28 protein-coding genes and 1 tRNA gene are annotated in these 26664 nt (G+C 63.4%); 12 read left to right on the forward strand and 17 right to left on the reverse strand.

The annotated features are described in order from the left end of the window. Positions 1–43 precede the first annotated feature (43 nt). The 9 genes from Q0844_RS08995 to Q0844_RS09035 all read left to right on the forward strand — a co-directional run bounded on the left by Q0844_RS08995 (position 44) and on the right by Q0844_RS09035 (position 8442). Positions 44–1240, forward strand: coding sequence for a glycosyltransferase (locus tag Q0844_RS08995; RefSeq protein WP_299044052.1), 1197 nt, complete (start codon positions 44–46; stop codon positions 1238–1240). Continuing rightward, complete coding sequence (locus Q0844_RS09000; protein WP_299044054.1) at positions 1237–2478, forward strand: glycosyltransferase; 1242 nt, start codon at positions 1237–1239, stop codon at positions 2476–2478. Before Q0844_RS08995 ends, Q0844_RS09000 begins: the two co-directional genes overlap by 4 nt. Continuing rightward, complete coding sequence (locus tag Q0844_RS09005) at positions 2475–3542, forward strand: glycosyltransferase family 4 protein (RefSeq protein ID WP_366522988.1); 1068 nt, start codon at positions 2475–2477, stop codon at positions 3540–3542. Before Q0844_RS09000 ends, Q0844_RS09005 begins: the two co-directional genes overlap by 4 nt. Beyond that, the gene (locus Q0844_RS09010; RefSeq protein WP_299044056.1) at positions 3539–4117 is read left to right on the forward strand and encodes a histidine phosphatase family protein; all 579 of its coding nucleotides are present in this window, start codon (positions 3539–3541) and stop codon (positions 4115–4117) included. The genes Q0844_RS09005 and Q0844_RS09010 overlap by 4 nt, the downstream gene beginning before the upstream one ends. Further along, positions 4117–5253: a glycosyltransferase gene (locus Q0844_RS09015; protein WP_299044058.1), complete on the forward strand. Its 1137-nt coding sequence runs from the start codon at positions 4117–4119 to the stop codon at positions 5251–5253. Before Q0844_RS09010 ends, Q0844_RS09015 begins: the two co-directional genes overlap by 1 nt. Beyond that, positions 5243–5986: a polysaccharide deacetylase gene (locus Q0844_RS09020; RefSeq protein WP_299044059.1), complete on the forward strand. Its 744-nt coding sequence runs from the start codon at positions 5243–5245 to the stop codon at positions 5984–5986. Before Q0844_RS09015 ends, Q0844_RS09020 begins: the two co-directional genes overlap by 11 nt. Before the next feature lies 1 nt (position 5987). Beyond that, on the forward strand, positions 5988–6467 hold the full coding sequence (locus Q0844_RS09025) for a class I SAM-dependent methyltransferase (protein ID WP_299044061.1): 480 nt from the start codon (positions 5988–5990) through the stop codon (positions 6465–6467). A gap of 109 nt (positions 6468–6576) precedes the next feature. Further along, a complete protein-coding gene (locus Q0844_RS09030; protein ID WP_299044078.1) occupies positions 6577–7140 on the forward strand; it encodes a PA14 domain-containing protein in 564 nt (187 codons plus the stop codon). Positions 7141–8085: 945 nt separating this feature from the next. Beyond that, positions 8086–8442, forward strand: a complete 357-nt coding sequence (locus Q0844_RS09035) for a hypothetical protein (protein ID WP_299044079.1) — start codon at positions 8086–8088, stop codon at positions 8440–8442. Between the two features lie 542 nt (positions 8443–8984). Here the strand turns inward: Q0844_RS09035 and Q0844_RS09040 are convergent. Beyond that, on the reverse strand, positions 8985–9665 hold the full coding sequence (locus Q0844_RS09040; protein ID WP_299044081.1) for a hypothetical protein: 681 nt from the start codon (positions 9663–9665) through the stop codon (positions 8985–8987). Between the two features lie 283 nt (positions 9666–9948). Further along, positions 9949–11745, reverse strand: coding sequence for a translation elongation factor 4 (gene lepA / locus Q0844_RS09045; RefSeq protein WP_299044083.1), 1797 nt, complete (start codon positions 11743–11745; stop codon positions 9949–9951). A gap of 355 nt (positions 11746–12100) precedes the next feature. Between lepA and Q0844_RS09050 the strand changes: the two genes are divergently transcribed. Then, the gene (locus Q0844_RS09050; RefSeq protein WP_299044084.1) at positions 12101–13429 is read left to right on the forward strand and encodes a hypothetical protein; all 1329 of its coding nucleotides are present in this window, start codon (positions 12101–12103) and stop codon (positions 13427–13429) included. Between the two features lie 469 nt (positions 13430–13898). Here the strand turns inward: Q0844_RS09050 and Q0844_RS09055 are convergent, their stop codons facing one another. Next, complete coding sequence (locus Q0844_RS09055; protein WP_299044086.1) at positions 13899–14024, reverse strand: entericidin A; 126 nt, start codon at positions 14022–14024, stop codon at positions 13899–13901. A 262-nt stretch (positions 14025–14286) separates the two neighbouring features. On the opposite strand from Q0844_RS09055, the gene Q0844_RS09060 reads away from it, so the two are divergent. Continuing rightward, positions 14287–14646: a hypothetical protein gene (locus Q0844_RS09060; protein ID WP_299044088.1), complete on the forward strand. Its 360-nt coding sequence runs from the start codon at positions 14287–14289 to the stop codon at positions 14644–14646. 1 nt (position 14647) lies between these two features. Here Q0844_RS09060 and Q0844_RS09065 read toward each other — a convergent pair whose 3' ends face one another. The 9 genes from Q0844_RS09065 to Q0844_RS09105 all read right to left on the reverse strand — a co-directional run bounded on the left by Q0844_RS09065 (position 14648) and on the right by Q0844_RS09105 (position 20487). Then, entirely contained in the window at positions 14648–15229 is a 582-nt protein-coding gene (locus Q0844_RS09065) for a GNAT family N-acetyltransferase (protein WP_299044090.1), read from the reverse strand. Continuing rightward, positions 15226–15621 carry a ketosteroid isomerase-related protein gene (locus Q0844_RS09070; RefSeq protein WP_299045265.1) on the reverse strand — a complete coding sequence of 132 codons (396 nt, stop codon included), beginning with the start codon at positions 15619–15621 and terminating at the stop codon, positions 15226–15228. Before Q0844_RS09070 ends, Q0844_RS09065 begins: the two co-directional genes overlap by 4 nt. Further along, on the reverse strand, positions 15618–16079 hold the full coding sequence (locus Q0844_RS09075; RefSeq protein WP_299044092.1) for a low molecular weight phosphatase family protein: 462 nt from the start codon (positions 16077–16079) through the stop codon (positions 15618–15620). The genes Q0844_RS09070 and Q0844_RS09075 overlap by 4 nt, the downstream gene beginning before the upstream one ends. Beyond that, positions 16080–16559 carry a UPF0262 family protein gene (locus Q0844_RS09080; protein ID WP_299044094.1) on the reverse strand — a complete coding sequence of 160 codons (480 nt, stop codon included), beginning with the start codon at positions 16557–16559 and terminating at the stop codon, positions 16080–16082. Between the two features lie 153 nt (positions 16560–16712). Continuing rightward, positions 16713–18014 (reverse strand): histidinol dehydrogenase, encoded by a 1302-nt coding sequence (gene hisD / locus Q0844_RS09085; RefSeq protein ID WP_299044095.1) that lies wholly within the window; start codon positions 18012–18014, stop codon positions 16713–16715. A 93-nt stretch (positions 18015–18107) separates the two neighbouring features. Next, complete coding sequence (locus Q0844_RS09090; RefSeq protein WP_299044097.1) at positions 18108–18614, reverse strand: GNAT family N-acetyltransferase; 507 nt, start codon at positions 18612–18614, stop codon at positions 18108–18110. Beyond that, positions 18607–19074: a DUF2948 family protein gene (locus tag Q0844_RS09095; protein ID WP_299044099.1), complete on the reverse strand. Its 468-nt coding sequence runs from the start codon at positions 19072–19074 to the stop codon at positions 18607–18609. Before Q0844_RS09095 ends, Q0844_RS09090 begins: the two co-directional genes overlap by 8 nt. Then, the gene (gene murA / locus Q0844_RS09100) at positions 19074–20345 is read right to left on the reverse strand and encodes a UDP-N-acetylglucosamine 1-carboxyvinyltransferase (protein ID WP_299044101.1); all 1272 of its coding nucleotides are present in this window, start codon (positions 20343–20345) and stop codon (positions 19074–19076) included. Before murA ends, Q0844_RS09095 begins: the two co-directional genes overlap by 1 nt. Next, positions 20338–20487, reverse strand: coding sequence for a hypothetical protein (locus tag Q0844_RS09105; RefSeq protein ID WP_299044103.1), 150 nt, complete (start codon positions 20485–20487; stop codon positions 20338–20340). The genes murA and Q0844_RS09105 overlap by 8 nt, the downstream gene beginning before the upstream one ends. 84 nt (positions 20488–20571) lie before the next feature. On the opposite strand from Q0844_RS09105, the gene Q0844_RS09110 reads away from it, so the two are divergent. Beyond that, positions 20572–20646, forward strand: a tRNA-Thr gene (locus Q0844_RS09110). A gap of 498 nt (positions 20647–21144) precedes the next feature. Here Q0844_RS09110 and phnE (Q0844_RS09115) read toward each other — a convergent pair. The 5 genes from phnE (Q0844_RS09115) to Q0844_RS09135 all read right to left on the reverse strand — a co-directional run bounded on the left by phnE (Q0844_RS09115) (position 21145) and on the right by Q0844_RS09135 (position 26588). Next, positions 21145–22464: a phosphonate ABC transporter, permease protein PhnE gene (gene phnE / locus Q0844_RS09115; protein ID WP_299044105.1), complete on the reverse strand. Its 1320-nt coding sequence runs from the start codon at positions 22462–22464 to the stop codon at positions 21145–21147. Then, positions 22461–23342 carry a phosphonate ABC transporter, permease protein PhnE gene (phnE, locus tag Q0844_RS09120; RefSeq protein WP_299044106.1) on the reverse strand — a complete coding sequence of 294 codons (882 nt, stop codon included), beginning with the start codon at positions 23340–23342 and terminating at the stop codon, positions 22461–22463. The genes phnE (Q0844_RS09115) and phnE (Q0844_RS09120) overlap by 4 nt, the downstream gene beginning before the upstream one ends. Before the next feature lie 64 nt (positions 23343–23406). Then, positions 23407–24318: a phosphonate ABC transporter substrate-binding protein gene (gene phnD, locus Q0844_RS09125; protein ID WP_299044108.1), complete on the reverse strand. Its 912-nt coding sequence runs from the start codon at positions 24316–24318 to the stop codon at positions 23407–23409. Positions 24319–24373: 55 nt separating this feature from the next. Beyond that, positions 24374–25195 carry a phosphonate ABC transporter ATP-binding protein gene (gene phnC, locus Q0844_RS09130; protein WP_299044109.1) on the reverse strand — a complete coding sequence of 274 codons (822 nt, stop codon included), beginning with the start codon at positions 25193–25195 and terminating at the stop codon, positions 24374–24376. Positions 25196–25406: 211 nt separating this feature from the next. Continuing rightward, complete coding sequence (locus tag Q0844_RS09135) at positions 25407–26588, reverse strand: alpha-D-ribose 1-methylphosphonate 5-triphosphate diphosphatase (RefSeq protein ID WP_299044110.1); 1182 nt, start codon at positions 26586–26588, stop codon at positions 25407–25409. Positions 26589–26664 lie beyond the last annotated feature (76 nt).

Below are 26664 nucleotides of genomic sequence, written 5' to 3' on the forward strand. Positions count from 1 at the left end.
GTAAGAGACGACGAATATGGGCAAAAACGCACCTTCTTCGCCAATGTCGCTGGGCGCACGCCCCGGCCGTGTCGTGCTGTACAGCCATGACACATTCGGCCTGGGCCATCTGCGCCGCAGCCGCGCCCTGGCATCTGCCTTGACCCAATCGGGTGTGGCCGAAAGCGCCATCATCCTGACCGGCAGCCCCGTGGCGGGCCGCTTTACCTTTCCGCCCGCCGTGGACCATGTGCGCCTGCCCGGCGTCAAGAAGCTGGCCGATGGCACCTATGTCAGTCAGACCAGCGGCATGGATATCGACGCCACCACGTCGTTGCGGTCCGCCCTGATCGCCTCGACCATCGCGCACTACGAGCCGGATTTGCTGATCGTGGACAAGGAGCCCACCGGCTTTCGCGGCGAATTGTCCGAGACCTTGCAGCGCTTGCGTGCCCGCACTCAGACCCGGCTGGTTCTGGGCCTGCGCGATGTGCTGGACGAACCCGATGTGTTGGCCGCCGAGTGGGCCCGCAAGGGTGCGGTCGAAGCGACGGAGGCCTTTTACGACGAGATCTGGGTCTATGGGCCGCGGTCCGTCTATGACCCGACGCAGGGCTTGCCCCTGTCCGATCAGGCGCGCGACCGCACCGTCTGGACCGGCTATTTGCGCCGCAGCATCGTGGATCCTGCAGATGTGCCCGACACGCCCTATATCCTGGTGACCCCGGGCGGGGGCGGTGATGGGGCGGCCATGGTTGATCTGGTTCTGTCCGCATACGAGCATGATCCCGATCTTGGCCCGCATGCCGTGCTGGTCTACGGCCCGTTCCTGTCGGGCGAAGTGCGCGAGAAGTTCGAGACGCGCGTCGACGCCCTTGGCGGCCGCGTCACATCCACCGGCTTTGACAGCAAGATCGAGCCCCTGTTCGCCGCGGCCCAGGGTGTGATCTGCATGGGTGGCTACAACACGTTTTGCGAGCTGTTGTCGTTTGACCAGCGCGCCGTGATTGTCCCCCGGACCGAACCACGTCTGGAGCAGTGGATTCGCGCCCACCGGGCCGAGGAACTGGGATTGGTCCGCAATCTGGACCGGTTCCGGGACGGGCTGACAACCGAAGCCATGGTGGACGCCATTCGCGCCCTGCCGCATCAGCAGCGCCCGTCCGAAGCCGGTGCGGATGGGTTGCTGGACGGGCTGGACGTGGTCATTTCCCGCGCCCGCGCCCTGATGCAGCAACCGCTGACCGACGCCGCAGAATGACGTCCACGCCTCCTCGGCTTGCCATTGCGGTCAAGGGCTGGCCCCGTTTGTCCGAGACGTTCATCGCCCAGGAACTGGTGGCTTTGGAAGAGGCCGGTTTGGATTTCGCCATCTGGTCCCTGCGCCATCCCACGGACACCAAGACCCATCCCCTGCATGACCGCCTGGCCGCGCAGGTGCACTACTTGCCCGAGTACCTGCGCGATGAACCCGTGCGTGTCGTCCGGGCCGTGCTGTCCACGATGGGCGGGGCCGGGTTCTGGCGGGCGATGGCGCAGTTCCTGCGCGATCTGGCCCGCGACCGGACCCGCAACCGGGTGCGCCGTTTCGGGCAGGCCTGTGTGATGGCCCGTGAATTGCCCGCAGGCACCACCGCGCTTTACGCTCATTTCCTGCACACGCCGTCCTCGGTCGCGCGTTATGCGGCGATGATACGCGGTCTACCGTGGTCTTTTTCCGCCCATGCCAAGGATATCTGGACCTCGCCCGAGTGGGAGTTGCGTGAAAAGCTGGATGCCGCGACGGCGGGGGCCGCCTTTGGCGCGACCTGCACCGCATTCGGGGCGACGCACCTGAACGATCTGGCGCAGGACACGCCGGTCGACCTTGTCTATCACGGATTGGACCTTGGGCGTTTTCCCCCTGCCCCCGACCGCGCGCCGCGCGGACCCGCGGACCCGTTCCAAATGGTGTCGGTGGGCAGGCTGGTGGAAAAGAAAGGCTTTGACCGGCTGCTTGAGGCGCTGGCACTGCTGCCGCTGGACCTGGATTGGCACTGGACCCATATCGGCGGCGGCGCGTTGAAACGGCAGATGCAGGACCATGCCGCCCGACTGAGCGTGTCGGACCGGATCACCTGGCGCGGGGCCTGCGACCAGCCCGAGGTGATCGAGGCGATGCGCGCCGCGCACCTGTTTGTTCTGCCCAGCCGCATCGCGGCAGATGGGGACCGCGACGGCCTGCCGAACGTGTTGATGGAAGCCGCAAGTCAGAAGCTGCCGATCCTCAGCACGCCGGTGTCCGCCATCCCCGAATTCATCGACGACGGCGTGCACGGGATGCTGCGCGACGATGCGCCAGAGCACCTGGCCCAAGCGATGATCGACATTGCACGCGACCCCGCCCTTGGCCCGCGTCTGGCCGAGGCCGCCCACACAAGACTGCATGCCGACTTCACGATGCAGCCCGGCATCACCCATCTGGCGAAACGCCTGCGCGGCATCATGGGGCCCGCGTGACTGTCGCGTTCTACGCCCCCCTCAAGGCCCCCGACCACCCGGTCCCTTCGGGGGACCGCACCATGGCGCGTGCGTTGATCGCCGCCCTTGAACATGCCGGATACACGGCCTGTATCGCGTCGGACCTGCGCATCTATGATGGCGTCGGCGACAGGCAGGTCCAGGATGACCTGATGCGCCGGTCTCAGGCAGAGGTCGACCGCATCCTGGCGCGCCCGGACAGCAAGAACTGGCGCTGCTGGCTGACATATCACAACTATTACAAAGGCCCGGACCTGATCGGGCCAGCGGTCTGCAACGCCTTGGGCCTTCCCTACCTTCAGGTGGAAAGCACCCGCGCGGCCAAGCGTCTGACCGGCCCCTGGGCCCGCTTTGCCGAAGCCGCCGAAGCGGCCAGCGATCAGGCCCATACCATCCTTTTCGTGACCCACCGCGATGCCGAAACCCTGCGCCGCGACGCACCGGACCAACAGGTCCTGACCCATCTGCGCCCGTTCCTGCAGCGTGCTGACCTGCCCGAACAGTCCGACCACAGCGGTGCCATGCTGAGCGTGGGGATGATGCGCCCCGGAGACAAGCTCGCGTCCTACCAGTTGATCGCAGAGACCCTTGCCCGCCTTGATCCGGATATCGCGTGGCACCTTGATATTGCCGGCGACGGGCCAGCGCAGGCCGGGGTGACGCGGCTGATGGCCCCTTTCGGTGACCGGGTCCGGCTGCTGGGCGCGTTGACATCTGACGCGCTGAACGAACGCTATGCCACGGCACGGCTGTTGTTCTGGCCAGGTGTGAACGAGGCGTTTGGCTATGCCTATCTCGAGGCGCAAGCGGCGGGCCTGCCCGTTGTGGCGCAGGACAGGCCGGGGGTGCGCGATGTGGTGTCGGGCATTCAGCCCGCCGTGCCCGATGGAGCGGACGCCATGGCCGCGCGCCTGACTGCGTATCTGCAAGATCCTGCTTTGGTCGAAACAGCGGGGGCGGAAGCGCGCGACATGGTCAGTGCGCAGCACCTTTTGCCAACCGCTGCCACGGTCCTGCGTCAGGCCATCGAGGCCGCGACATGATCCGGCTGGCCCTTTTGCGTCATGGTCACACGTCATGGAACCGCACCGGGCGGTTGCAGGGGCGCAGCGACATTCCGCTGGACGAGGACGCGTATGATGCGTTGTCCAAATTGCGTCTTCCCGCCGCTTGGAACGGCGCGGATCTGGTGTCGAGCCCGCTGCGCCGCGCCGTTGAGACCGCCCAGCTGATCAGCGGCCGCGCGCCCGACATCGAACCTGCGTTGATCGAGATGAACTGGGGCGCTTGGGAAGGTCAGCATGGCGCGACACTCGCCGCCGATGACACCAGCGGGTTCCGCCACATCGAGGATTGGGGCTGGGCGTATTGCCCGCCCCAAGGCGAACCCCCCGCCGCCCTGCGCGACCGGTTGCAACCCTGGGTGACCGGCCTGCGCCGGGACACGGTTGCTGTCTGCCACATCGGGACGATGCGCGTGCTGCTTGCCATGGCGACAGGCTGGAATTTTGACGGCCCCGCCCCCTTTCAGATCAAGCGCAACCGCCTGTTTGTACTGCACATCAAGGAGTCCTCGCTGACCCTGGACCCGGCACCGGTGCGGTTGGAGCTGCGCTGATGCGGGTTGTGATTGTCGTCACACATCTGCTGGGCACGGGGCATCTGGCCCGCGCGCTGACACTGGGCCGTGCCTTTGCCGCCGCGGGGGATGGCGTAACCATCCTGAGCGGGGGTGGCCCGGTGCCGCATTTCGATACGGATGGCATGACTTTTGTCCAGCTGCCGCCCCTGCGATCAAACGGTGTGGACTTTTCCAACCTGTTAATCGGGGACGGAACGACGGCAGACGCGCCCTATCTTGACCGGCGGGCGGCGGAGTTGATCCGGCACGCCATGGCCGCTGATCCTGACGTTCTGATCACCGAATTGTTCCCCTTTGGGCGTCGGTCCCTCAAGCGGGAATTTCAGGCGCTGTTGGAAGCCATGTCTGCCCGGCCGACGCCGCCCTTGGTGGTATCCTCGGTCCGGGACATTCTGGCGCCGCCGTCGAAACCGGCCAAGGTAGCCTTTGCAGACGCTCTTGTCGCCGGTTTCTACGACCGTGTTCTGGTGCATTCGGATGCAGAGGTTGTGCCCCTGGACGCCAGCTGGCCCGTGTCCGACATGCTGCGTGCCAAGTTGGAGTACACCGGGTTTGTGGCCCCTGCCCCCCCGACACCTGCCACGAGGCGAGGCGACGACATCCTTGTCAGCGCCGGGGGGGGATCGGTTGGCGATGCGGTGTTTGACGCGGCCTGCGCGGCGGCGTCCCATGACCCGTCCCGACCCTGGCGGTTGCTTGTGGGTGGGGCGCAGGCGCGACGGGACAGGTATGCCCGACAGGCGCCTGCGCATGTGACGGTTGAAGGCCCGCGCCCTGATTTCCGCGACCTGCTGGCCCGCGCGCACGCGTCGGTGTCGATGTGCGGGTACAACACGGCGCTGGATGTCTTGCAGACCGGCGTGCCCGCCGTGCTGGTCCCCTTTGACGACGGGGGCGAGGTGGAACAGGGGTTGCGTGCCCGCGCCCTCGCAACGCTGCCCGGTATTGCCGTATTGAAGCAGTCGGACCTGTCCGGCGCGGCGCTGGCCGATGCCGTGGCCGCGTTGGCACAGGCCCCCCGCCGCGCGCCACGCGTCGCTGGAATGGACGGCGCCGCCCGCACGGTGGACATTGTGCATCGCCTGCGCGAAGGGAGCGGCGATGCAGATTGACTGGACCCCCTTGCGGACCGAATTGGCCGCCTGCCGACGCGACGCGGTGGTTGTGCCGTTCTGGTGGCGCGACGATGATGCCATCGCGCCGACAGAACCGCTGGACCATCTTGAGACGATCGCGCAGCGGGTTGGACTGTCCGTGCATATGGCCGTGATCCCGGCCCACGCCACGCCTGCCCTTGCCGACCGTATGGACGGGCAGCGGTTGATCCCGCTGGTACATGGCTGGGCCCATCATGATCACAGCGGGCCGCGCGAAAAGAAGAACGAGTTTTTGACCGAACGGCCCGGTCTGGCGCAGGACAGCGCCCGCGCGCTGGACCGCATGTTGGCCCTGTTTGGTGCGGGCGTGCGGCCGATGTTCGTGCCCCCCTGGAACCGCATACAGCCCGCGCTGCTGTCTGGTCTGGCGGACCAGGGATACACCGCTGTATCGACGTTCGGCCCACGTGCCCGTGCCGAGGCGGCACCGGGCCTTGCGCAGATCAACACCCATATCGACCCGATCTGGTGGAAGGGCACCCGCGACCTGGTGGAGCCGGATGCAGTGATCGCGACGGCCTGTGCGCATCTGTCCGCACGGCGACACGGAGCCGAGGACGCCACGGAACCGTTCGGGCTTTTGACACACCACCTGGTTCACACCCCTGCGATCTGGGCTTTTACAACAGGTTTTCTACACGAAATGCTGTCTGGCGGCGCACGGCCGTGGACGATGGAGACGACATAAGATGAGCAGACTGGAATCCATGCGACGCCGATTGACCGCACAGATCGACGGGATCAACTGGGCGGCGGCCAAGGTGGCCGACCTGGACGGCGATGTCCTTGAGATGGGATTGGGGAACGGGCGGACCTATGATCACCTGCGCCAGGAATTGCCCGACCGGCGTATCTGGGTCATCGACCGCATCCTGAAATGCCACCCAAGCTGCGTGCCGCCCGAACAGGATTTTCTCGAAGGCGAGGCGGAACCGATGCTGCAGAGGATGGCTGCAGCCAACCGCAGGATCATTCTGGCCCATTACGACTTTGGCTTTGGCATCAAGGAGAAGGACGTTGAAGAGGGCAAGCGGCTGAGCCCTCTGATCGCGGCGGTGATGCAACCCGGCGGCCTGATCCTGTCGCAACAACCGCTGGTCGGGTTCGACCAGATCACCGGGCCGGATACGATCGCACCGGATCGGTATCTCTTCTACCGAAAGGTGTAGTTTGATCACATTTCCCGACTGTCCTGTTGTCACCGGCTGGCACTGCCACGTACACTCGCGGTGATTCAACGACCGCGCCACAAGCGGTCGGGTCCAACGGGAGTATATGATGAAGATGTTGAAGACGGCCGCTTTGGCCGCCACGGCGCTTGTGCTGGCAACAGCCACCTTCGCCGCCCCCCTGAAACTGACCCCAGCCAATCCGCAACCTTCGGGTTTGAAACCCGGATTGGCTGTCAAATACGCCTACCCGCCAGATGTCAAAAGCCTGAACCAGGCCAACCGCGCCCTGAAACGGGCCACGGCCGGGCCGGCGCTCAAGGGCCTCGACTATCGCGATACGTCGGACGGGGACAAAACGCTGACATCCAAGCAAGCGCACCACGTGGTGGCGGGCATCTCCGGCTATGTCAAATTCGATGCCGCCGGCACCTATAACATCGACTTTCTGACCAATGACGGCCTGGATGCCAAGGTGGGTGGCCAGACGGTCGGGTATTTCGACGGGCGGCAAAAATGCTTTGAAACGCGTGCCGTACAGGTCGAGGTGCCGCAAGCGGGCTGGTACCCGGTCGACATCACTTACTTCCAGCGTGTGGGCACGGCATGCCTGCATATGCGTGCGGGCCAGGGTGCACCCGACTGGATGCCCAACTCGGCCTTCGGGCACTAGGGGTTCTGTCCGAGGTGGGACAGATGGCGCGGCGGCAGCAATGCCCCGCGCCTTTTGCTTGTGGCAGGTCTTGTGAAAAAGCCGGCACACTGAACGCCGAACACAGCGCCGTGGTGGCGGCCATGGGGTACGGTGCCAAGCCCGTCGCCCCGGTGCGCATCGGCGCGGCGACACCCCGTGCCGATGTTGGTCTGTTGCGCGGTGAAGTGTCCTAGACAAGCGAAAGGCGCCAGGTGCGCGAACCGAAATCCGTGCCGTGCCCGAGGACACACCCTGACGCCTCGTTGAACCTCATCATCCCCCCAGAGGGCGACATTTGGCCCAGCTTGCAGGTGGCGTTACCGCCAACCGCCAAGGCAATCCGACTTGCGCCAAACCGCCCCCCGCATCGACCCTGCTGATACCGCCCGTTCGCCACGCCCCTTTCGAAGCCACACGATCCGACCTGCATCCAGTAACCCGTTGATGCGAAACCTAAATCTTGCGATCCATCTTTCGCGTCCCGTGGCCACCGGGGCCTTTGCGTCCACCGCTTTGTTCAAGGAACTCTGCGCCGGTGACCCAAGGTTGGGCGACAACGACCGCTTCAGGCAAACAAAAAATGCCTCAACAGCAAAGTTTTCTGGGGATAAGCTGTTGATTTCACGTGAGGATTCCTTGGGGATAAGTGGGGGAAAAGCCCGAAAAACCGTGCAACGCCCAAAGGTTAACACGGGTCAGATTCGGTGACCTGTAACGGATTTGTAAAAATCGGGTTCAAACGGCGCACGTGGCGTTCACCCGGGCCTGACCGGAACCGTTTAGACAGAGAATCGTACCAATTGCCGCCCGTTTCGTACGAGTCCAGACCGCTGATTCCAGCCCGTTTCGGGACGAATCCACAGGGTCGTACAAAACAGGCGCCGTTTCGTACACACCCCGACACCGACCAAAGGGCGCGACATCATGGCCACCGAAATTCGCAAAATTTCGTATTCCGACTTCCGAAAGCACCTGGGGACAGAAATGAAATTCGTCCACGAAGAGATGGGCCACCTGTGGCTGTTCCAGCACGGGCACCCGCGCGGCGTGGTGATCCCGATGCGCGACGAAGCGGTGCTGCACCGCGCCGTGGGGCTGAACCCGGTCGAGAGCTTTCACCGGGCGATGGTTGCCTGCGACCGGACAATTGCGGCCATCAATGAACGGTCGCGCTGGGTTTCGACCGAGGTGATGACGCAGCCGGGGCACATGTGGCCGGCGCTGGGGATGACGGATGAGAGCTATGCCCAGTGGCGGGCCATGGATCGGAGCCGGGGTTGACCGGTGTGCACACGAGTGGTGGACCATGACAATAACGGTCGCTTGCTCGATCCATTCGGGTCCGTCTGGAAGCGCAGCAATGTCGCCAAGAACCTTTGCCTGCGCCCCCGGCGGCACCGGCGCACTCTGCCACACCCCGGCCTGGATGACCGGATCGGTCAGGGTGTTCCGGTGGCGGGACAGATAGACGGCCACCCGGTCGCGCCTTGCGTCATAGACGGCGTTCGATGCGGCAGCGCCGATGGCACGGGCTGGCAGGGTGAGCGGGTTGCCAAGGTGGCCGGTGTCGCAGGCGACGAGGACCGGGAGGAGGCGTGCCAATCCGTCGGGTGGAGTTTCGGCTTGCCGATGTGGTTGGACATGCAATGGTGGGGTGAACCCGGTGAAGCATGGGGTTGTGGAATAGCCCGAGGCGCAGCTGTTTTCAAGTGTGCATTGGGATGTGTGGTTTCGGGTGGGGGATGGGTTTGGGGGCGCAGGGCGGGGTTTCACCCCGCCAGTGCCGTGCCGATCGGTGGAGTGAAATAGCGCCCTTTGCTCTATTACCTGGTTGGAATTGAAAATTTGCAATTCCCCCAAAGCTCTTCCGCGCAGACTTTTGCATAATCCACGCAATCACCCCCTATATCAAAGCTTGCCCCATTCACCCAACAATAAAGATCTTGAACTACCTGAATAGATACTTTCAACAGATGTTTTTCGTCACCATATTTCATTTTCGGGACGATAGAACTTTGCTCCCTTCTAGTATGAGTTAAGTGGTGCGCCAAGTGATCACGAAGGTTCTTGATTGAGTTTGTTTGCTCTCGGTCAATAATTTCTCTCGATTCTTTGAGCGCACCCGCGAGTCCAGCATGTGCTTTATTTGCTTGATCCTCCGCTATTTTATTTTGAGTGCGAATTGTCGCCTCATCAATTGCTTTTTGAATACCGGGATCATTGCTGGGGTTTAAAGAGCGTGGCTTGAGCGCCATATATGCTGACCGTGTCTCGTCCACAAGCGCAGAAAGTACGCCAGTATCATCAATCAACTCGACCACAGTTGGTATGGAAATCACGTTGTCATCAGCTCGATCCCATAACGCGATGCACTTAATTACTTCAGAAGTATACATTGCATTCTGAAATACCGCGAACGCGCTTGCGGCGTATGATTTTGGGACTTGCTTAGCTAGCTTGTCGCTGAATACGATGATTTTGTTGGCTTCGTGAAGGTCAATCACGTCTAGCACTCTGTAAGTCAGTTCTTTAGTGATTGATTTTGCCCGCTCTATCCTGTCAGAGACAGGCAAATTTCTGATTCTTTCTGAGTACGGTTTTCTTCCCATCCACCTTAAACCCCAAAAGCGCGACACCCCAACCCGGTGCCGCTACGCGCATCGCTGCGCGATACGACTTTCGCGCACTGCTTCCATTTCCGCCCGATATGGACTATCCGGGGCTCCGCCCGTTCGCACCTCAAACGCTCCACTGGAGCGTTTGCCGGGCTAACGCCCGGACAGGCGCTCACCCATCCATCTTCAGTGCCGAAATAAACGCCTCTTGCGGGATATCCACCTTCCCGAACTGACGCATCTTCTTCTTCCCCGCCTTCTGCTTGTCCAGCAGCTTGCGCTTCCGCGTCGCATCCCCGCCGTAGCATTTGGCCGTCACGTCCTTGCGCATCGCGGATAGCGTCTCGCGCGCGATGACCTTGCCGCCGATCGCCGCCTGGATCGGGATCTTGAACATGTGGCGGGGGATCAGGTCCTTCAGCTTTTCGACCATGGCGCGCCCGCGCATCTCGGCCCGGTCGCGGTGGACCATGATCGACAGCGCATCGACCGGTTCGTCGTTCACGAGGATCGACATCTTGACCAGATTGTCCTGCCGATAGCCCGTCAGTTGGTAGTCGAAGGACGCATAGCCCTTGGTCACCGATTTCAGCCGGTCGTAGAAGTCGAACACCACCTCGTTCAGCGGCAGGTCATAGACGACCATCGCGCGGGTGCCGGCATAGGTCAGATCCTCCTGTATCCCGCGCCGGTCCTGGCAGAGTTTCAGCACATCGCCCAGGTAGTCGTCGGGCACGAGGATCGTGGCCTTGATCCGCGGTTCCTGCATGTGGTCCACGACCGACAGGTCGGGCATGTCGGCGGGGTTGTGCAGTTCCATCATCGTGCCGTCGCGCATGTGGACGTGGTAGATGACCGACGGCGCGGTGGTGATCAATTCGATGCCGTATTCCCGCTCGATCCGGTCGCGGATCACTTCGAGGTGCAGCAGGCCGAGGAAGCCGCAGCGGAAGCCGAAACCGAGGGCGGCGGAGGTTTCCATTTCGAACGAGAACGACGCGTCGTTCAGGGCCAGCTTGTCGATGGCGTCGCGGAGGTCTTCGAACTCGGCGCTGTCGACGGGGAAAAGACCGCAGAAAACAACCGGTTGCGCGGGCTTGAAGCCGGGGAGCGGTTCGACGTCCTTGCGTTCATGCGTGATGGTGTCGCCGACGCGGGTGTCGCGGACCTGCTTGATCGAGGCGGTGAGGAACCCGATCTCGCCGGGGCCGAGGCTGTCCACCATTTCCATCTGCGGGCGGAAGACGCCGACGCGGTCCACGTGGTGGACGGTCTTGTTGGACAGGAATTTGATCCTCTCGCCCTTCTTGAGCCGCCCGTCGATGACGCGGATCAGGACGATGACGCCGAGATAGCTGTCGTACCAGCTGTCGACCAGCATGGCCTTGAGATCGGCGTCCGGATTGCCCTTGGGCGCGGGCAGTTGGGTGACGATGGCCTCGAGCGTTTCGGCGATGCCCTGGCCCGTCTTGGCCGACACGGCGATGGCGCCCGAGGCGTCGATGCCGATGACATCCTCGACCTGTTCGGCGACGCGGTCGATATCGCTGGCAGGCAGGTCGATCTTGTTGAAAACGGGGACAATTTCGTGGTCCGCGTCGATGGCCTGGTAGACGTTGGCCAGCGTCTGCGCCTCGACCCCTTGCGTTGAATCCACCACCAGAAGCGAGCCTTCGACGGCGCGCATGGAGCGGCTGACCTCGTAGGCGAAGTCGACGTGGCCGGGGGTGTCGATCAGGTTCAGCACGTACTGCTCGCCATCCTGCGCGGTGTAGTCGATGCGGACGGTGTTGGCCTTGATGGTGATGCCGCGTTCGCGTTCGATATCCATGCTGTCGAGCAGCTGTTCCTTCATGTCCCGGTCGGCCACGGTGTTAGTGGACTGGATCAGCCGGTCGGCGAGGGTCGATTTCCCGTGGTCGATATGGGCGACGATGGAGAAATTGCGGATATGTGAGAGCGGTGTCATGGGTGGGATATGTAGGGGATTTCGGGGTTGGTCAATGGGCCTGAGAGCCGCGCCGCGCAACGCGCGGTGGGGTGTTGCGCGGTGACGTGGGGAATCGAGGGTTAACGCCCGTGTTTCATGGAGAAACGGGGGTGCACAGGGCGTGCACATGCTGTGCACCGTCCGTACACCGGTTGTGCACGGGAGGGCGGGTTAACGGAGCGTGCGGTGTGGTTTGTTACGGTTGGGTTAATGGGGGGTGGGTTCGCGGCCAACACGGAATGTGCGTTTGCGGATGTGGCAGGGCGATGCCATGGTTGGCCGTGGATGGCAGGGCCTGTGGAAATGTTGATTTTTGTGCGAATGAATTTGCTACATGGCTGACGTTGATTTTTCCGATCTTGCAGCGGCCGCGGCTTGGTTCGAACAACAAACGTCGGAAAAGCGCTGTCTTATGTCCGGCCGGGCCGCTTTGCGCGTAATGGCGACCATCGGCTTGTTGGGAGCTGAAGTGAAGGAAAGGCTTGCCCTGGCCGCGCTGCGCGCAACTCTCTCATCCGCGGGACGCGGCGTGGGACGACCCGCAGATGTGGAGGACTTAAGGCGTACCGCCGCCCACTCCGCTCACTCCGCCGCCCGCTCCGCCGCCTACTTTGCAGACTCCGCCGCCCGCTCCGCCGACTCCGCCGCCCACTCCGCCGCCCACTCTGCCGGCTCCGCCACCCACTCTGCCGACTCCGCCGCCCGCTCTGCCGACTCCGCCGCCCGCTCCGCCACCCACTCTGCCGACTCCGCCGCCTACTTTGCAGACTCCGCCGCCCGCTTCACTGCTCACTCCGCCGCCGCAGCTGACGCTGATCTTTCAGAAAAGCAGTTGCTTGAGCGCCCGGTCTGGTCAGGTGTGGATATTCCATCGGCACTGATTTCGGCACACGACATCTGGCTGACCTTTCTGAGCAGCGATGCCGATTGGGCGTTCTGGCACCGCTGGTACAGTCAGATGTGGGAGGGCACGTTCCGCGACTGGGACCTTGCGATTGAAGTGGCGAAGCTGCCGGATGAGCTTTGGGAGGGCGAAGGTGCGTTGGCGAAGGTTGCCGAGGCGATCCGGGAGATTGAGGCGCGCCAAGCCGAAAACATGTCTGACATCGAACCAGAACACGTACCGGTCGACAATGTTCTTCCACTCTTCGACCGCGCGCGTTTTGTTCAAGCGAGTATGACCGCAATGTCCGAAGCGGTTTCCCTGCGTCTTGAGGCATTTTCGTCGATGGCTCGACCGAACGAGCGTATTCAGTTCGTTGAATCACTCAGCAACATGCCTGAAACGGCACAACGTATTTATGACATCCTCGAAAAGGGGCCATCAGTTCCAAATGCTGATACCGCCCTCGCGTTGGAAGTTGGACGGCTTCGGGCAGAAAACGAACAGCTTAAGCGGGATTTGAAATCGGCCCTCGCAAACATAGAGGAACTTCGCAAGAAGCCTTGGTATGGAAAATCAGGCGCATTGTTCGCCGGGGGTATTTTGTCCGCAATCGGTTTGGCGCTGATGACGGTTTCCGATGACGAATTCAGTTTGGAGCAGCGCTGGAAGGACAGCGTTGAAGAGTTGGAGTTCTTGGTGTCTCAGTTTCAGGGTGATGATCAAGTGATTGTCCCTGACGAGTTCCGTTTACGTTTTCCAGACCTTGAAGATGAATAAATCGAGTGAAGACGCCTCAAATGGTCTTCATATTGACTAGCCGCGCATCGGCAGGCCCTAGGCTGTCGATCCAACCTTTGTGCAGCAGCGCTTTATGGCTGCCAAGTACATCTTCCGTTTCACCTGTGTGCCAGGATCGGCCAAATCGACAGGCCGCGGGAGGGCCTGTCGATGCGCGGCGGCCTGCGGCCTTGATTCCGCGCCGGGGTGTGTAGAATGGCGGTTGGATCGGGTTATCGAATTTACACGGCGGGGTGGAACCCCACCCTACGGTCACATCTGCCGCGCGGGTCAGCGTTTCGGCGTTGATTGACAGCATTGCGGTGCGCAGTGAATGCGCACCCTACGGCCTGGGCGTTGGGGCGCGCGCCTTGACCAGGGCGGCGGGGGAACCTGCGCCTTTCCCTCTCGTGCATCGGCTGCGCCGATACCCTGTCGGGGGGGACGCGCGCCGCCTATGGCGGCACGCTCAGATCGCCCGATCCACCGCGTCTGCGGCGCGGGTGATGTCGCGGCCGAAGCCTTTGGCCGTTTCGCAAGCGGTCAGAGCCGTGGCGGCAAGGACGGCCATCAAGATCAGGCGGGTGCGGGTCATGTCTGCTCTCCGATCATTTTGCACAAGGTCATAGCCAGACGGGCGCGACTGGTCAAATGTCGGGGCGGTGGATCGGCGGTGTAGCGCATTTTCCGACGCTGGCCCCTCTCGCGCATCGGCTACCCCGATACTCTGCCGGGGCGACGCGCGCAGCCCCTTTGGGGCCGCGCGCTGGTTCGTGAATTGCCCTTGTGCCCGGTTTCCGGCATATTACCTGCACATCAGAGCGGGCAAACCCGCCAGAGCAGAGGCGAGCGGAGATATGACATTCTCTAAGACATTGATTGCCGGGGCGGCGGCGCTGGGGCTGACCGCATGTGGCGGCGGGACGTCCTATTCAAGCCAGCGGGCCGTGGCGGCCGCACCGGTCCTGTTTGCGACCGGTCCCATCTATTCCGCGTGCCGCGGCGCGGGCCGGTCACAGGCCAGCCGGGCGCGCTGTGGCTGTGTGCAGGCGGTGGCGAACCAGTCGCTGACCAGCAGTGACCAGAACCGGGGCGCAGGGTTCTTCAGCAACCCGCAGCAGGCCCAGGAGGTGCGCCAGTCCGACCGCGCCATCGACGAACGGTTCTGGACCCGCTGGAAGGACTACAGCGACAGCGCAGCCCGGCAATGCACCTGAGCTAGAGGTCCTTGATCCAGAATTGCAGGGGCTTTTCCGTCTCGGCCCCCTGGTCGACATCCTTCCAGGAGAAATGCGCGATCACGCCCGGCATGCGTTTGTATCCGCGTCCTTCCCAGAACGGTTCGAGCGACCGGTAGGCCGTCGGGCGCATCGGATGATCCGGCGGGCGCACCACCGAGGCAAAGCACATCTGGGTGTAGCCAAGCGACCAGGCGTGCGCCTCGCGCGCGTCGAAGAAGGCGTGTCCGACCCCCTGCCCCCGGAACCGGGGCAACAGGACGCTTTCGCCGCAGTAAAAGCACGTATCGATGTTGATCGTCGTGCCCGCGAAGGCCGCAAAGAACGCATCCGCGTGTTCCGAGAGCGGCGCCGCGGTTGCGGCCCCCACCATCCAGTCGCCGTCATAGACGGCCGCGATGATGGCCCGGCTGCTTTGTTCGTAGACTTCGAGGTAGCGCCGTTCGTAGTTGAAATCGCCCTCGTACAGATAGGGCCAATCCCGAAACACCGCCAGCCGCAGCCTGGCCACATCATCCAACGCATCCGTGATGTCCGGGCCAGTCAGCAGGTCGACCTTCATCGGCGAACCTGTCTGATCCAGTCGGCGAGGTTGTAATAGGTCGTCACCCGCGCGATTTTCCCGTCCCGGATGTCAAAGAAGGAGCCGGCGGGCAGGCGGTATGTCTGCCCCGAGGCATCGGGCAATCCTGCGTCGGTTTCCAGGTAGGTGCCGTTCACGATGTATTCGGCGGCGGCGCGCTGTGCGTCCTGGGACACCAGAACAACCATATCCGTCAGCGCTTCGGCATAGCAGCGGTTCATATGCGTGCAAAAGGCCCGGAACTGGTCCTTGCCCCTGCGTATGCCGCCCTCGTTCACATGGTGGGCCACATCGTCGGTCAGGCAGGCCAGCATCCCGTCCACATCGCCGGTGTTGAAGGCCTCGAAATACGCGGTCACGATCTGCATCAGGCGGTGTCCCTGGCGGCGCCCCACCTGTCGGTAAGGCGGGTGATGATCTGGTCGCGCGCGGCGCGGTAGCTTTCCAGCTTGGCCTCGCGGGTTTCGCCCAGCCCCGTTGGATCAAGGATGGGCCAGTATTCCACCTCAAGGTGATAATAGCGGGTCAACTCGAGCGCGCGGCGCTGGCTGGCGGGGCTGAGCGCCACCACCAGGTCAAAGGACGACAGGTCGTCCCCCCACTCCTCCATCTCGTCAAAGCTGCGCGAGCGGTGGCGGCTCAGCTCGACGCCCAGTTCCTGGCAGACCGCGATGGAAAAGCCGTCGATCTCCATGTCGTTCTTGACGCCCACGGACTGGACATAGGTGCCGGTGCCGTAGAACTTCTTCATGATCCCTTCGGCCATGGGGGACCGCACCGCGTTGTGATCGCAGCAAAACAGGATGGATTGCGGCAGCGCTTGCGTCATCTATCCCCCGAAATGCAGCACACAGATCAAGGTAAAGAGGCGGCGGGCGGTGTCGGTGTCGACCTCGGCCTTGCCCTCCAGCCGCTCTTGCAGCACCCGGCTGCCCTCGTTGTGGATGCCGCGGCGGGCCATGTCGATGGTTTCGATCTGGCTGGGCGGCAGCTTCTTGACCGCTTCGAAATAGCTTTCGCAGATCTGGAAATAGTCCTTCACCACCTGACGGAAGGGCCCAAGGGACAGATGAAACTCGGCGGCCTTTTCGTCCGCCTCGGTCGCAACATCAAACACAAGGCGCTTGTCGCGGATCGACAGGCCCACGTGATAGGGCCCCGCAGGCACGGGGCGGTCGTCGCGCGACGGCAGGACAAAGGTGTTGTCCTCAAGCAGGTCAAACATCGCCACCTTGCGCTCCTGCTCGATCTCGGGCGTGGGCGGGGGCAGGTTGGCATCGTCCAGGGTGATGCGGGCAATACGGGTCATGGCAACAAGGGCCTTTGGCAACGAAACAATGTTGCGCAATGCTTAGGGGCTGGCGCAGGGCAACACAATGCTGCGCGCCGGTTTTCTGGGCGCAGGCGCCCCCATTTCTTCCGGCCGGAAATATCCCGGGGGTCCGGGGGCTGGCCCCCGGTCCTACCCGTTCAGCTTGCGCAGACGGGCGGTCACGGACAGGCCGTGTGCCTCGAGGCTTTCGGACGCGGCCAGCCGTTCGGCCCCGGGCCCGATGGCGCGCAGGGCATCCGGGGTCATCCGGGCCAAGGTCGTGCGCTTCACGAAATCCATGACCGACAGGCCGGAGGAGAACCGGGCCGAGCGGGCGGTGGGCAGGACATGATTGGGGCCGCCGATATAGTCGCCAATCGCTTCGGGCGTCCACGGCCCGAGAAAGATCGCGCCCGCGTGGGTGATCCGCTCGGACAGGCGCACGGGATCGGCGACGCACAGTTCCAGATGTTCGGGTGCGATGCGGTCCGTCAGGGTCGCGGCGACGTCCAGATCCGGCACCGTGATGATCGCACCGAAGTCACGCCAGCTGGCCCCGGCGATGGCACGCCGTTCGAGGGTTTCGAGGCGCGCCTCCACCGCCTGTGCCACGGCGCGGCCAAAGGCGGGATCGGTGGTGATCAGCAGCGATTGCGCGCTTTTGTCATGTTCGGCCTGGCTGAGCAGGTCAAGGGCGATCCAATCCGGGTCGTTGTCCGCATCGGCGATGACCAGGATTTCGGACGGACCGGCAATCATGTCGATGCCCACCTTGCCAAAGACGCGCCGTTTCGCGGCCGCGACAAAGGCGTTGCCGGGGCCGGTGATCTTGTCCACCGGCCGGATCGTATCCGTGCCATAGGCCAGCGCCGCCACCGCTTGCGCCCCGCCGATGCGGTAGATTTCGTCGACGCCCGAGATTTGAGCCGCCAACAGCACCAGCGGGTTGATCACCCCGTCCGGGGTGGGCACGGTGATGGCAAGACGGCCAACGCCCGCGACCTTGGCTGGAATTGCATTCATCAGCACCGAGGACGGATAGCTGGCCAGCCCGCCCGGCACATAGAGCCCCGCCGCAGACACCGGCGTCCAGCGCCAGCCCAGCGTCGCGCCCGCATCATCCGTCCATTGCGCATCTTCCGGCAACTGCCGCGTGTGATAGGCGCGGATGCGCGCCGCGGCCAGTTCAAGGGCTGCGCGGTCCTCGGCGCTGACCTTGGTGGTGGCTTGCGCGACTTCGTCGGCAGTGATGCGCAACGTGTCCGGGGTCAAACTGATCCGGTCGAACCTCTTGGTCAGGTCGATGACCGCCGCGTCCCCCCGTGCCCGCACATCGGCGATGATCTCGGCCACGGCGGCATCCACATCCGGGCTGTCTTCGCGCTTGGCAGTCAGCAGGGCCGCGAATTGGGCTTCGAAATCGGCGTCGGAATGGTCGAGGAACTGGGGCATTGGCATTTCTCCGTCTGTCGGGGACATAGCGGGCCGGCGAGGGGGTCTCAAGGCGGCGATGCACAAGGTGCAGTTCTGTGCGCGCCGCCTGCGTCAGGGCGTTGCAAGGATGCGGATCATGATCAGGTCATCCTCGAACCCGTCGGCACCGGCAATCGCGTTGGGTATCTTTCCGGCCAGTTCAAATCCGTGGCGCGTGTACAGGGCGATCGCGGGCGCGTTTTCCACGTAGACCGACAGTTCCAGTTGCCAGATGCCCAGCCCTTGCGCGGCGTCCAGAACCGCCATCAGCAGCCTGTCCGCAATCCCTTGACCGCGGGCGCCGGGCACCACGTAGAGCGGTCCGATTTCTCCGCGATGCGCGGCGCGCGGCACGCCATGGCGGTTCAGGCCGATCAGGCCAACAGGGACGTCGTCCAGATAGGCCAGAAACCGGTCGCCATTGGACAGCCGCACGGCATCCTCTTCGACGGGCACTGCCGCCGCTTCCTCGGCCGAGACGATAAAGGCCTGCGGATGCCGCATGATCCCATCCATCCGCAAAGCGCGCCAGATATGGACATCGTCCGGCGTCGCCGCGCGGATCAGCGGGTCAGTCATCGTGCTTTGGCACGGATTTCGAAGGGGCCACGTAGGGTTTCGTCACGTCCTTGAGCGTCGCCTCGATCGCCTCGACCGACAGGCGGATCGCGCCGTCGCCTGCCAGCGTCAGCAGGATGTCCCCTGCCCCGTCCGCGCCCGCCTCGAACGTGACGGACAAGAGCGACAGGATCACGTCCCTGTCGGACCGGTCCACGCCCTGCGTCGCGACCGCGAGCACCGTGTCAAAGGCGAGTACGGCCTGCACCCGTTCCGGCGCGTGGCGGCCCTTGCCCCCGTCTTCCCATCGAAAGCGGTTCAGCAGGAGGCCAAAGCGGCGCGCCTTGCGGTCCCAGGTCATTTCCGTGACCGGGAACACCGCATCCTGTACCAGCGACGAGATGATTTGCAGGTCATCGCCGTCCAATGCACCCAGATTCAGCGGCGCCTCGCGCCCGTCTTCAAACCGTGCGTCTTCCATCAATCCCCCGCGATCCGTTCGATATTGGCACCCACGCCCGACAGCTTGCGCACCACATGTTCATACCCGCGGTCCAGATGATAGACCCGTGCAACGCGCGTTTCGCCCGTCGCCGCCAGACCGGCAAGGATCAGGCTGACACTGGCGCGCAGGTCCGTCGCCATCACGGGCGCCCCTTTCAGCGTGTCAACACCTGTGACCGTTGCGGTACCGCCGTGCACTTCGATCTCGGCCCCCATGCGGACCAGTTCGGGCGCGTGCATGAACCGGTTTTCAAAGATTTTCTCTTCCAGCACCGAGGTGCCTTCGGCGGTGCAGAGCAGCGCCATCATCTGGGCCTGCAGGTCCGTGGGAAACCCCGGGAACGGTTCGGTTGTGACGTCCACCGCCCGGATCCGCCCGTTCTTGCGCGCGACCTTGAGGCCGTTTTCCGTTTCCGCGACGCTGATGCCGGCGGCGTCCAGCTTTTCGCAGAACGCGCCCACGAGGTCGATCCTGCCGCCCAGCAACTCGACCTCGCCGCCGCAGATGGCAGGGGCCAGCATATAGGTGCCCAATTCGATCCGGTCCGTGACCACCCGGTGGGTGGCGCCGTGCAGCCTGTCCACACCCTGGATGGTGATGGACGGCGTGCCATCGCCCTCGATCTGTGCGCCCATGGCCCGCAGGCACGTGGCAAGGTCCACGATCTCGGGTTCGCGCGCGGCGTTGTTGATGACGGTCGTGCCCTTGGCAAGCGTCGCAGCCATCATGATGTTTTCGGTCGCCCCCACAGAGGCGAAGGGGAAATCGATCACCGCACCCTTCAGCGTGCCGCCGATCGCCCTGGCGTGCAGGTACCCGTCGCGCAGGTCGATCTCTGCCCCCATCTTGGCCAGCCCGTCGGTGTGGATATCCATGGGTCGCGCGCCGATGGCGCAGCCGCCGGGCAACGACACTTCGGCGTGCCCTTCGCGCGCGAGCAGGGGCCCGAGCACGAGGTTCGAGGCCCGCATCTTGCGCACAATGTCATAGTCAGCGCGGGTGTTGATGTCGCCGTGGGTCGACATCGCCAGCACCTTGCCGTCCTGCAACGACGTGACCTCGGCGCCCAGCGAGGCCAGCAGCTGTGTCATCGTCTTGATATCCGACAAACGCGGCGCATTGGTCAGCGTGAGCGGTTCATCACTGAGCAAGGTCGCCGGCATCAGCGTCAGGCACGCGTTCTTGGCCCCCGCAATCGGGATCTGTCCGTTGAGCGGTCCGCCGCCCTTGACCAGAATGCTATCCATCGTCCTGCCCTTTCGGTTTTTCTGCCCCTCCGCGCGCGCGGGCCTGGGCCTTGCGCTTGGCCATATTGGCCTTCAGCGCAGCTTTCAACCGCGCCTCCCGGTCTTCGGCGGCTTTCGATTTGGATGGGGGTTTCTCTGCCATGGCGCTTCTGTAGCGCAGGGCGCATTTGGCGTCCAGAATGGGCTTGCATGGGGGTGCATTTGGGTCTATCCCGCCGCGCACGGCGCTGCTGTAGCTCAGAGGTAGAGCACTCCCTTGGTAAGGGAGAGGTCGAGAGTTCAATTCTCTCCAGCAGCACCACCTTTGCACTGCCCGAAAAACCCACGCTCCCCTGGCCAGCGCCTAGTCTCGACTGACGCGCGCCCCTCGCGGGCCACGCTGAGTGCGAGAGGTCAATTCTCTCCAGCAGCACCACCTTTGCACTGCCCGAAAAAAACCCGCACTCCCGCTGGCCAACACCGGGTCTCGACTGACGCGCGCCCCTTACGGGCCACGCCGCGTGCGAGAGGTCAATTCTCTCCGGCAGCACTACATGGTCCCGTTGATGTGTCGATGCACGTTTGGTGCAGCGGACGTGCGGTGCGCCACCTGACCCGGCGCAGCACCGGCTACGCGACGTGTGGCAGCCAATTCGACGCAGCAGCGGAACAGCGTCGGGTGCCGTCCGACCGTGCGAAGCAGCAATCGCCGCCTCGGTCGGGGGCATAGTGCATCACGTCAGACCGACCGCGCACCATGCCCAGACAGACACGCGTTTTGTGTTGCACCGCAGGCACGGGGTGCTGAGCGGGTGGCGGGTTACCGACCGCCTTCGCCGCCCAGGATCAGCTTGCGCCGCAACAGGCCCGACACCCAGTCCATGAACACCACCATGATGATGATCAGCACGATGTAATACGAGACCTCTTCCCAGTCCTTCTGGGTGATGATGGCCTGTGTCAGCAACAAGCCGATGCCGCCGCCGGTGATCGCGCCGATAACGGTGGCGGACCGGGTGTTCGATTCGAGGAAGTACAGAACCTGGGAGATCAGCACCGGGGTGATCTGCGGGATGACCCCGAAGCGGTACCTCTGCAACGGTTTGGCCCCGGTCGATTGGACTCCTTCGATCTGTTTCTTGTCGACGTTTTCCAATGCCTCGGAAAACAGTTTGCCGAACGTACCGGTGTCCGTGATCAGGATCGCCAGAGCGCCGGTCAGCGGACCAAGACCGAAGGCGCGCGACAGGATGATCGTCCAGATCAGGGCATCCACCCCGCGGATGAAATCGAACAGCCGCCGGGTCGCCATGCGCACAGCCACCAAGGGGGCAAAGTTGCGCGCGGCCAGGAAGGCCAGCGGCAACGCGACAATGGCCCCGCCCATCGTGCCCAGAAAGGCCATCAGGATCGTTTCGAATATGGCCCAGGCCACGTCGCCGTGCCGCCACATCTTGTTGGTCCAGAAGTCCTGTGCGATGGCCTGGGCTTCGCCGCCGAATGCGCGGGCCAGCACCTCGCCAACCCCCATGCCGTGATAGGGGCTGTCGAGGGTGAAAAAGAACAGCTCCCACCCGACGAAGTACCGAAACACCTCTGTGCGGTTCCGGGTGATCGACAGGCGACCGGCATCCGTCGTGATCGCCACACGGTTTTTCGAGGCATTGATCCATTCGGGGATCTCGTCGCTAGGGTAGTTCTGGATGACGCCTTGACTGCGCGACACCTCGAAGGTCATCAGCCCATAGCCCGGCACGTCATAGGTCACGCCATTGTTGTCGGGCAGGTAGGTCACGACGTGCCCATCCCCCAGATCGATGACCGTCCGGTCGCCCAGGGTGACCCAGTCCGGGCTTTCCCCGTCGGGATAGCTGCCCTTGTTCTCGCCTTCGATGGCGACGCTGACGTCGCCCGAGCGGTTGTCGCGCGTCACGTGCACCTTGTGGCTGTACGTGTCGGCCACAAGGGCGCGCGCGTTGTCGCCGCTGGCCTTTTGCAGCAGTTCGGGCACGCCGAACGCAAAGAACACGTATGTCAGGTAGGCGAGCACGAGGGCGGGCAGGACAAAGCTCATCATCCGCTTGCGCGACATGATCCGGTCGGCGCTGCCCTTGAGGTCGGCGGTGTCGAGCATGGTCATTGGCGGCGCTCCGATTTGGACCCGTGGGTCAGGCGATCGCGGTAATGGCTTGAGGTCTGGTCGATCACCACGATGGTGATGAAGAGCAGAAGGAAGATCGCCGCCGCCTCGTCATAGCGGCCCTGGCCCCAACTGATGGCGTTCTTGAGTTCGTAGCCCAGGCCGCCCGCGCCGACGAAGCCGAGGATGGCCGAGGCGCGCACGTTGATCTCGAACCTGAGCAGCGCGTAGCTGAGCCAGTTGGGCGCGACCTGCGGCACGATGCCAAGGGCCATTTTCTGCCCCCACGTGGCCCCGACAGACGCAAGGCCGTCGAGCGGTTTGAGGTCTGCGTTCTCGTTCACTTCCGAAAACAGCTTGCCCAGGGCACCGGCGGTGTGGATGGCGATGGCGATCATTGCGGGCACCGGGCCACCGCCGAGTATGAAGATCAGAACCAGCGCCACGACGATTTCGGGAATCGCGCGGCTGATGTCCATGAGGCGGCGAAAGACGGGGATCAGGGCCGGGAACCGCGCCATCCCGCGCGTCGACAGCAGGGACAGGAAAATCGCGGCCAGAGCGCCCAGCAACGTCGCCGCGGCGGCGATGTTCACCGTCTCGATCAAGGCGGGAAAGAAGCTTACGAAATGGCCGGGAAACTCGGCCAGCTTGCCGCTGGCTTCGATCACCAGTTCCGACGGGTAGTCAAAGAAATTGTCGATCCCGCTCCAGAACGAGCCGGCGTTGCGGTCACCCGCAACGGAAAAGCCGGCCACCATAAGCGCGATGAAAAGGATGAGAAGCACAAGGGAATACAGCCGCTTTTGCCGTGTCAGCGCCATGTATTCTTCGTGAATACCGCCCAGATCGCGCGGACCCGCCGTTGTTTCTGCCATGCCCCTACCCCCAATAAATGACCGGGCCCCCTGAGACAGGGGACCCGGCAGATGCGTGCTGAAATCAGTTGGATTTGGCTTTGCGCGCTTCGATCACGGACACGTACGCCTCGTGGGTGATCGGGTCGAAGCCCAGCGATTCACCGGCCGAGATGGAGTAGGTGCAGTCCTTGTCGGTGTCGAACATGTTGTCGACCAGCGCGATCATGGTGTCCTTGACGTCCTGCGGCAGGTCCTTGCGCAGCACGATGGGGCCTTCGGGGATGGGCTTGGATTTCCAGATCTGGACCAGGTCGTTCATGTCCACCAGGCCCGCATCCACGGCCTTGCGCAGTGCGCCCGAGTTGTAGCCGTCTTCCCAGTTGCCCTGGCCGTCGGCCCAGGTCACACCGGCGTCGATGTCGCCGTTATTGACCGCGACGATGGTTTGTTCGTGGCCGCCGGTGAATTTCACTTCGCCGAAATAGTCACCGGAGTCCATGGTGATCTCGTCCGATTCCTGCGGGATCTCGATGGAGGGGATCAGGTAGCCGGATGTCGAGTTCGGGTCACCGAAGCCGAACACCTTGCCTTCCATCTCGTCGAGGTTGGTGATGCCGCTGTCGGCGCGGGCAAAGCCGATCGAGTGGTAGCCGTAGGAGCCATCGAGGTTGATCTTGACCAGAACGGGCTCGACCGCGTCGGGGTTCTGCAGGTAGGTCGCCGCGTAGGACGAGGCACCCAGCCACGCCATGTCCAGCGTGCCGCCCACGAGGCCCTGGATCACACCGGCATAGTCGGCGGGGGCGAACAGCTTGGTTTCAACACCCAGCGCTTCCTCGGTATAGGCGCGCAGGCACTCGTTCGAGTTCAGGCGGTCCTGGGCGTTTTCGCCGCCCAGCAGGCCGATGCGGAACTCGGTGATCGCGTGGCCGTCCGCCATGGCGGCAGTGGTGAGCGCGGTTGTTGCCAAAGCGGCAGCGATGATCTTTTTCATGTGTCTCTCCGTTGGAACGAAAGAACCCCGCCTCGATCGGACGGGGCGTGAAAGGTCAGACGTAGGCCTCGGCCTCCATCTTGGCTTTTTCCTGGGCGTCCAGTGTCTCGATCTCGGTCGAGGTGGCGCTTTCGGAAAACTCTTCGCCCGCGCCATAGATCTCGCGGGCCATGTCTGTCGTGAGCTTGTCGGGGGTCGCGTCGAACACGATGCGCCCCGCGCGCATGCCGATCACCCGGTCGCAATAGCGGCGCGCGGTGTCGAGCGTGTGCAGGTTGCAGATGACCATGCGGCCATCTTCCTCGTGGATGCGGCGCAGCGCCTGCATCACCACTTGGGCGTTCATCGGGTCAAGCGATGCGATGGGTTCATCCGCCAGGATGATCTTGGGATCCTGCATCAGGGCGCGCGCGATGGCGACGCGCTGCTGCTGTCCGCCCGACAGCGCCTCGGCCCGTTTGGGGGCGTGTTCGGCGATGCCGAGCCGGTCCAGGATGTCGATGGCGCGGTGGATGTCGTCGGTCGGGTACAGGTTGAACAGCGTCGCCAAGGTCGACCGGCGATTGAGGGTGCCGTGCAGCACGTTGCTGACAACATCCATGCGCGGCACCAGGTTGAATTGCTGGAAAATCATGGCGCATTGGCTTTGCCACGCGCGCTTGTCGGCCCCTTTCAGCGCCGTGATCTCCTGCCCTTCGAAATGGATGGCGCCCGAACTGTGATCGGTCAGCCGGTTCAGCATGCGCAACAGCGTCGACTTGCCTGCGCCAGAGCGTCCGATAATGCCGATCATCTGCGGCTTTTCGATGTCCAGCGTTGCCGCGTCCACGGCAACGTTCTGGCCAAACGCTTTGGTCAGCTTATCGATCCTGAGCATCCTGTCCCCCGGCATGTTCGGGCGTTGTATGCGCAGCGCAGGAATCGGAAATGTATCATTCTGGCGAAGGTTTTGTGACGGTCCGGCATGGCGGCCGCCGCGCGTGGTAGGACCGTCTCTTCACCATCCCGCATCTTCGGAACTGTTCAGTCAGGTCAGACACTTGGCCAAAGAGGCAGCGATGAAACCGCCTGTTCGCGGCCCGGCACCGTTACTCTGCAGCCACCGACATCGGTGTGCGCAGGTCGCACACACGGCTGGCAAGCGTGCCGCACAGATGGGTCCAACACCCCGCCACCATCGTGCCTTCGACCTGACGCGTGTCTGCATTGATGATCGCCAGGTCCGCGCGCTTTCCGATATCAAGGCTGCCCCGGTCGCCCAGCCCCATGATCTGTGCGGGTCGGGTCGAGATAATCTGCCACGCGGCCGGCAAATCCATCAGCCTTTTGTCCGACAGGGCAAAGGCCGCTTCGGCCAGCGCCGGATAGTAGTAGTCCGAGACCAGTGCATCGCAGGCCCCTTCGGCAATCAGGACCAGCGCCGAGACATTGCCCGACTGGCTGCCGCCCCGGACCACATTGGGCGCGCCCATCAGGATCGGATCACCCCAGGTCCGTGCCACAACCGCGGCCTTCATCGAGGTCGGGAATTCACACACCTTTGCGCCGATCATCGAATACCGTTCACGCGTGGCCGCATCGTGGTCGTCGTGACTGCCGTAGGTCACGCCCAATCTGTCAAAGGTCGAGGCCAGGTTGCACAGATAGCGCGGCACGTCCTTGTCGCGCGCCTTGGCCGCCTGCACGCGCGCCATATGTTCGTCCGCGCTGCGTCCCGATTTCTGCGCCCAGAACACGAACTGTTCCGGACGTTCCGCCGCCAGTTCAGCGGCCTCGTCCAGGTGGTTGTTGAAGATCACATAGTCGATTCCATACGCACGGATGGCAGCGATCAGACGCTCCTCAAGGTCGCTGGTATGGGTCTCGCACCGGATCTGAACACGCAGGTCCGTCTGCATCCGGGGGCGGAACGCCGCATGGGCCGCCAGAAACCCTTCGGCATAGTCGGGACCGCGATGCCCACCTTCCCAGCTCCAGCTTTGCGCCATCCAGGCGGTTGTCACGCCGTTGGCGGCTGCATCCCGATCGGTGCCGACAAGGCCTGTCAGGAAGGGAAACGGAGCCGACGGGCGGGGCGCCATGTGATGTTCGAACGCGTCGCCATGCAGGTCGATGATCCCCGGCATGACCAGGTACCCCGACAGATCAAGCTGGGTTGCGGCCGCATCCACGATCTTGCCGTTTGCCACGGACAGGGGGCTGCCTGTCATCGCCCCGTCTTGCAATGTGCGGGCGCCAATCATGCAGAGTTCAGGTATGGGTGATGCCATCTGTGTGCTCGAACCAGTACGCGCCAAAGTTGTTTTGTTTGGTGACGGTAGCCTGTGGATATGTCACCGCCGTGAC

Source organism: uncultured Tateyamaria sp. (genome assembly GCF_947503465.1).
Lineage (GTDB): Bacteria > Pseudomonadota > Alphaproteobacteria > Rhodobacterales > Rhodobacteraceae > Tateyamaria.

Excerpts from the sequence above, each read along its gene's own strand:
- Q0844_RS08995 (WP_299044052.1), top strand. The coding sequence starts at position 44 with ATGTCGCTGGGCGCACGCCCCGGCCGTGTCGTGCTGTACAGCCATGAC.
- Q0844_RS09000 (WP_299044054.1), top strand. The coding sequence starts at position 1,237 with ATGACGTCCACGCCTCCTCGGCTTGCCATTGCGGTCAAGGGCTGGCCC.
- Q0844_RS09010 (WP_299044056.1), top strand. The coding sequence starts at position 3,539 with ATGATCCGGCTGGCCCTTTTGCGTCATGGTCACACGTCATGGAACCGC.
- Q0844_RS09015 (WP_299044058.1), top strand. The coding sequence starts at position 4,117 with ATGCGGGTTGTGATTGTCGTCACACATCTGCTGGGCACGGGGCATCTG.
- Q0844_RS09020 (WP_299044059.1), top strand. The coding sequence starts at position 5,243 with ATGCAGATTGACTGGACCCCCTTGCGGACCGAATTGGCCGCCTGCCGA.
- Q0844_RS09025 (WP_299044061.1), top strand. The coding sequence starts at position 5,988 with ATGAGCAGACTGGAATCCATGCGACGCCGATTGACCGCACAGATCGAC.
- Q0844_RS09030 (WP_299044078.1), top strand. The coding sequence starts at position 6,577 with ATGAAGATGTTGAAGACGGCCGCTTTGGCCGCCACGGCGCTTGTGCTG.
- Q0844_RS09035 (WP_299044079.1), top strand. The coding sequence starts at position 8,086 with ATGGCCACCGAAATTCGCAAAATTTCGTATTCCGACTTCCGAAAGCAC.
- lepA (WP_299044083.1), bottom strand. The coding sequence starts at position 11,745 with ATGACACCGCTCTCACATATCCGCAATTTCTCCATCGTCGCCCATATC.
- Q0844_RS09050 (WP_299044084.1), top strand. The coding sequence starts at position 12,101 with ATGGCTGACGTTGATTTTTCCGATCTTGCAGCGGCCGCGGCTTGGTTC.
- Q0844_RS09055 (WP_299044086.1), bottom strand. The coding sequence starts at position 14,024 with ATGACCCGCACCCGCCTGATCTTGATGGCCGTCCTTGCCGCCACGGCT.
- Q0844_RS09060 (WP_299044088.1), top strand. The coding sequence starts at position 14,287 with ATGACATTCTCTAAGACATTGATTGCCGGGGCGGCGGCGCTGGGGCTG.
- Q0844_RS09065 (WP_299044090.1), bottom strand. The coding sequence starts at position 15,229 with ATGAAGGTCGACCTGCTGACTGGCCCGGACATCACGGATGCGTTGGAT.
- Q0844_RS09075 (WP_299044092.1), bottom strand. The coding sequence starts at position 16,079 with ATGACGCAAGCGCTGCCGCAATCCATCCTGTTTTGCTGCGATCACAAC.
- Q0844_RS09080 (WP_299044094.1), bottom strand. The coding sequence starts at position 16,559 with ATGACCCGTATTGCCCGCATCACCCTGGACGATGCCAACCTGCCCCCG.
- hisD (WP_299044095.1), bottom strand. The coding sequence starts at position 18,014 with ATGCCCCAGTTCCTCGACCATTCCGACGCCGATTTCGAAGCCCAATTC.
- Q0844_RS09090 (WP_299044097.1), bottom strand. The coding sequence starts at position 18,614 with ATGACTGACCCGCTGATCCGCGCGGCGACGCCGGACGATGTCCATATC.
- Q0844_RS09095 (WP_299044099.1), bottom strand. The coding sequence starts at position 19,074 with ATGGAAGACGCACGGTTTGAAGACGGGCGCGAGGCGCCGCTGAATCTG.
- murA (WP_299044101.1), bottom strand. The coding sequence starts at position 20,345 with ATGGATAGCATTCTGGTCAAGGGCGGCGGACCGCTCAACGGACAGATC.
- Q0844_RS09105 (WP_299044103.1), bottom strand. The coding sequence starts at position 20,487 with ATGGCAGAGAAACCCCCATCCAAATCGAAAGCCGCCGAAGACCGGGAG.
- phnE (WP_299044105.1), bottom strand. The coding sequence starts at position 22,464 with ATGACCATGCTCGACACCGCCGACCTCAAGGGCAGCGCCGACCGGATC.
- phnE (WP_299044106.1), bottom strand. The coding sequence starts at position 23,342 with ATGGCAGAAACAACGGCGGGTCCGCGCGATCTGGGCGGTATTCACGAA.
- phnD (WP_299044108.1), bottom strand. The coding sequence starts at position 24,318 with ATGAAAAAGATCATCGCTGCCGCTTTGGCAACAACCGCGCTCACCACT.
- phnC (WP_299044109.1), bottom strand. The coding sequence starts at position 25,195 with ATGCTCAGGATCGATAAGCTGACCAAAGCGTTTGGCCAGAACGTTGCC.
- Q0844_RS09135 (WP_299044110.1), bottom strand. The coding sequence starts at position 26,588 with ATGGCATCACCCATACCTGAACTCTGCATGATTGGCGCCCGCACATTG.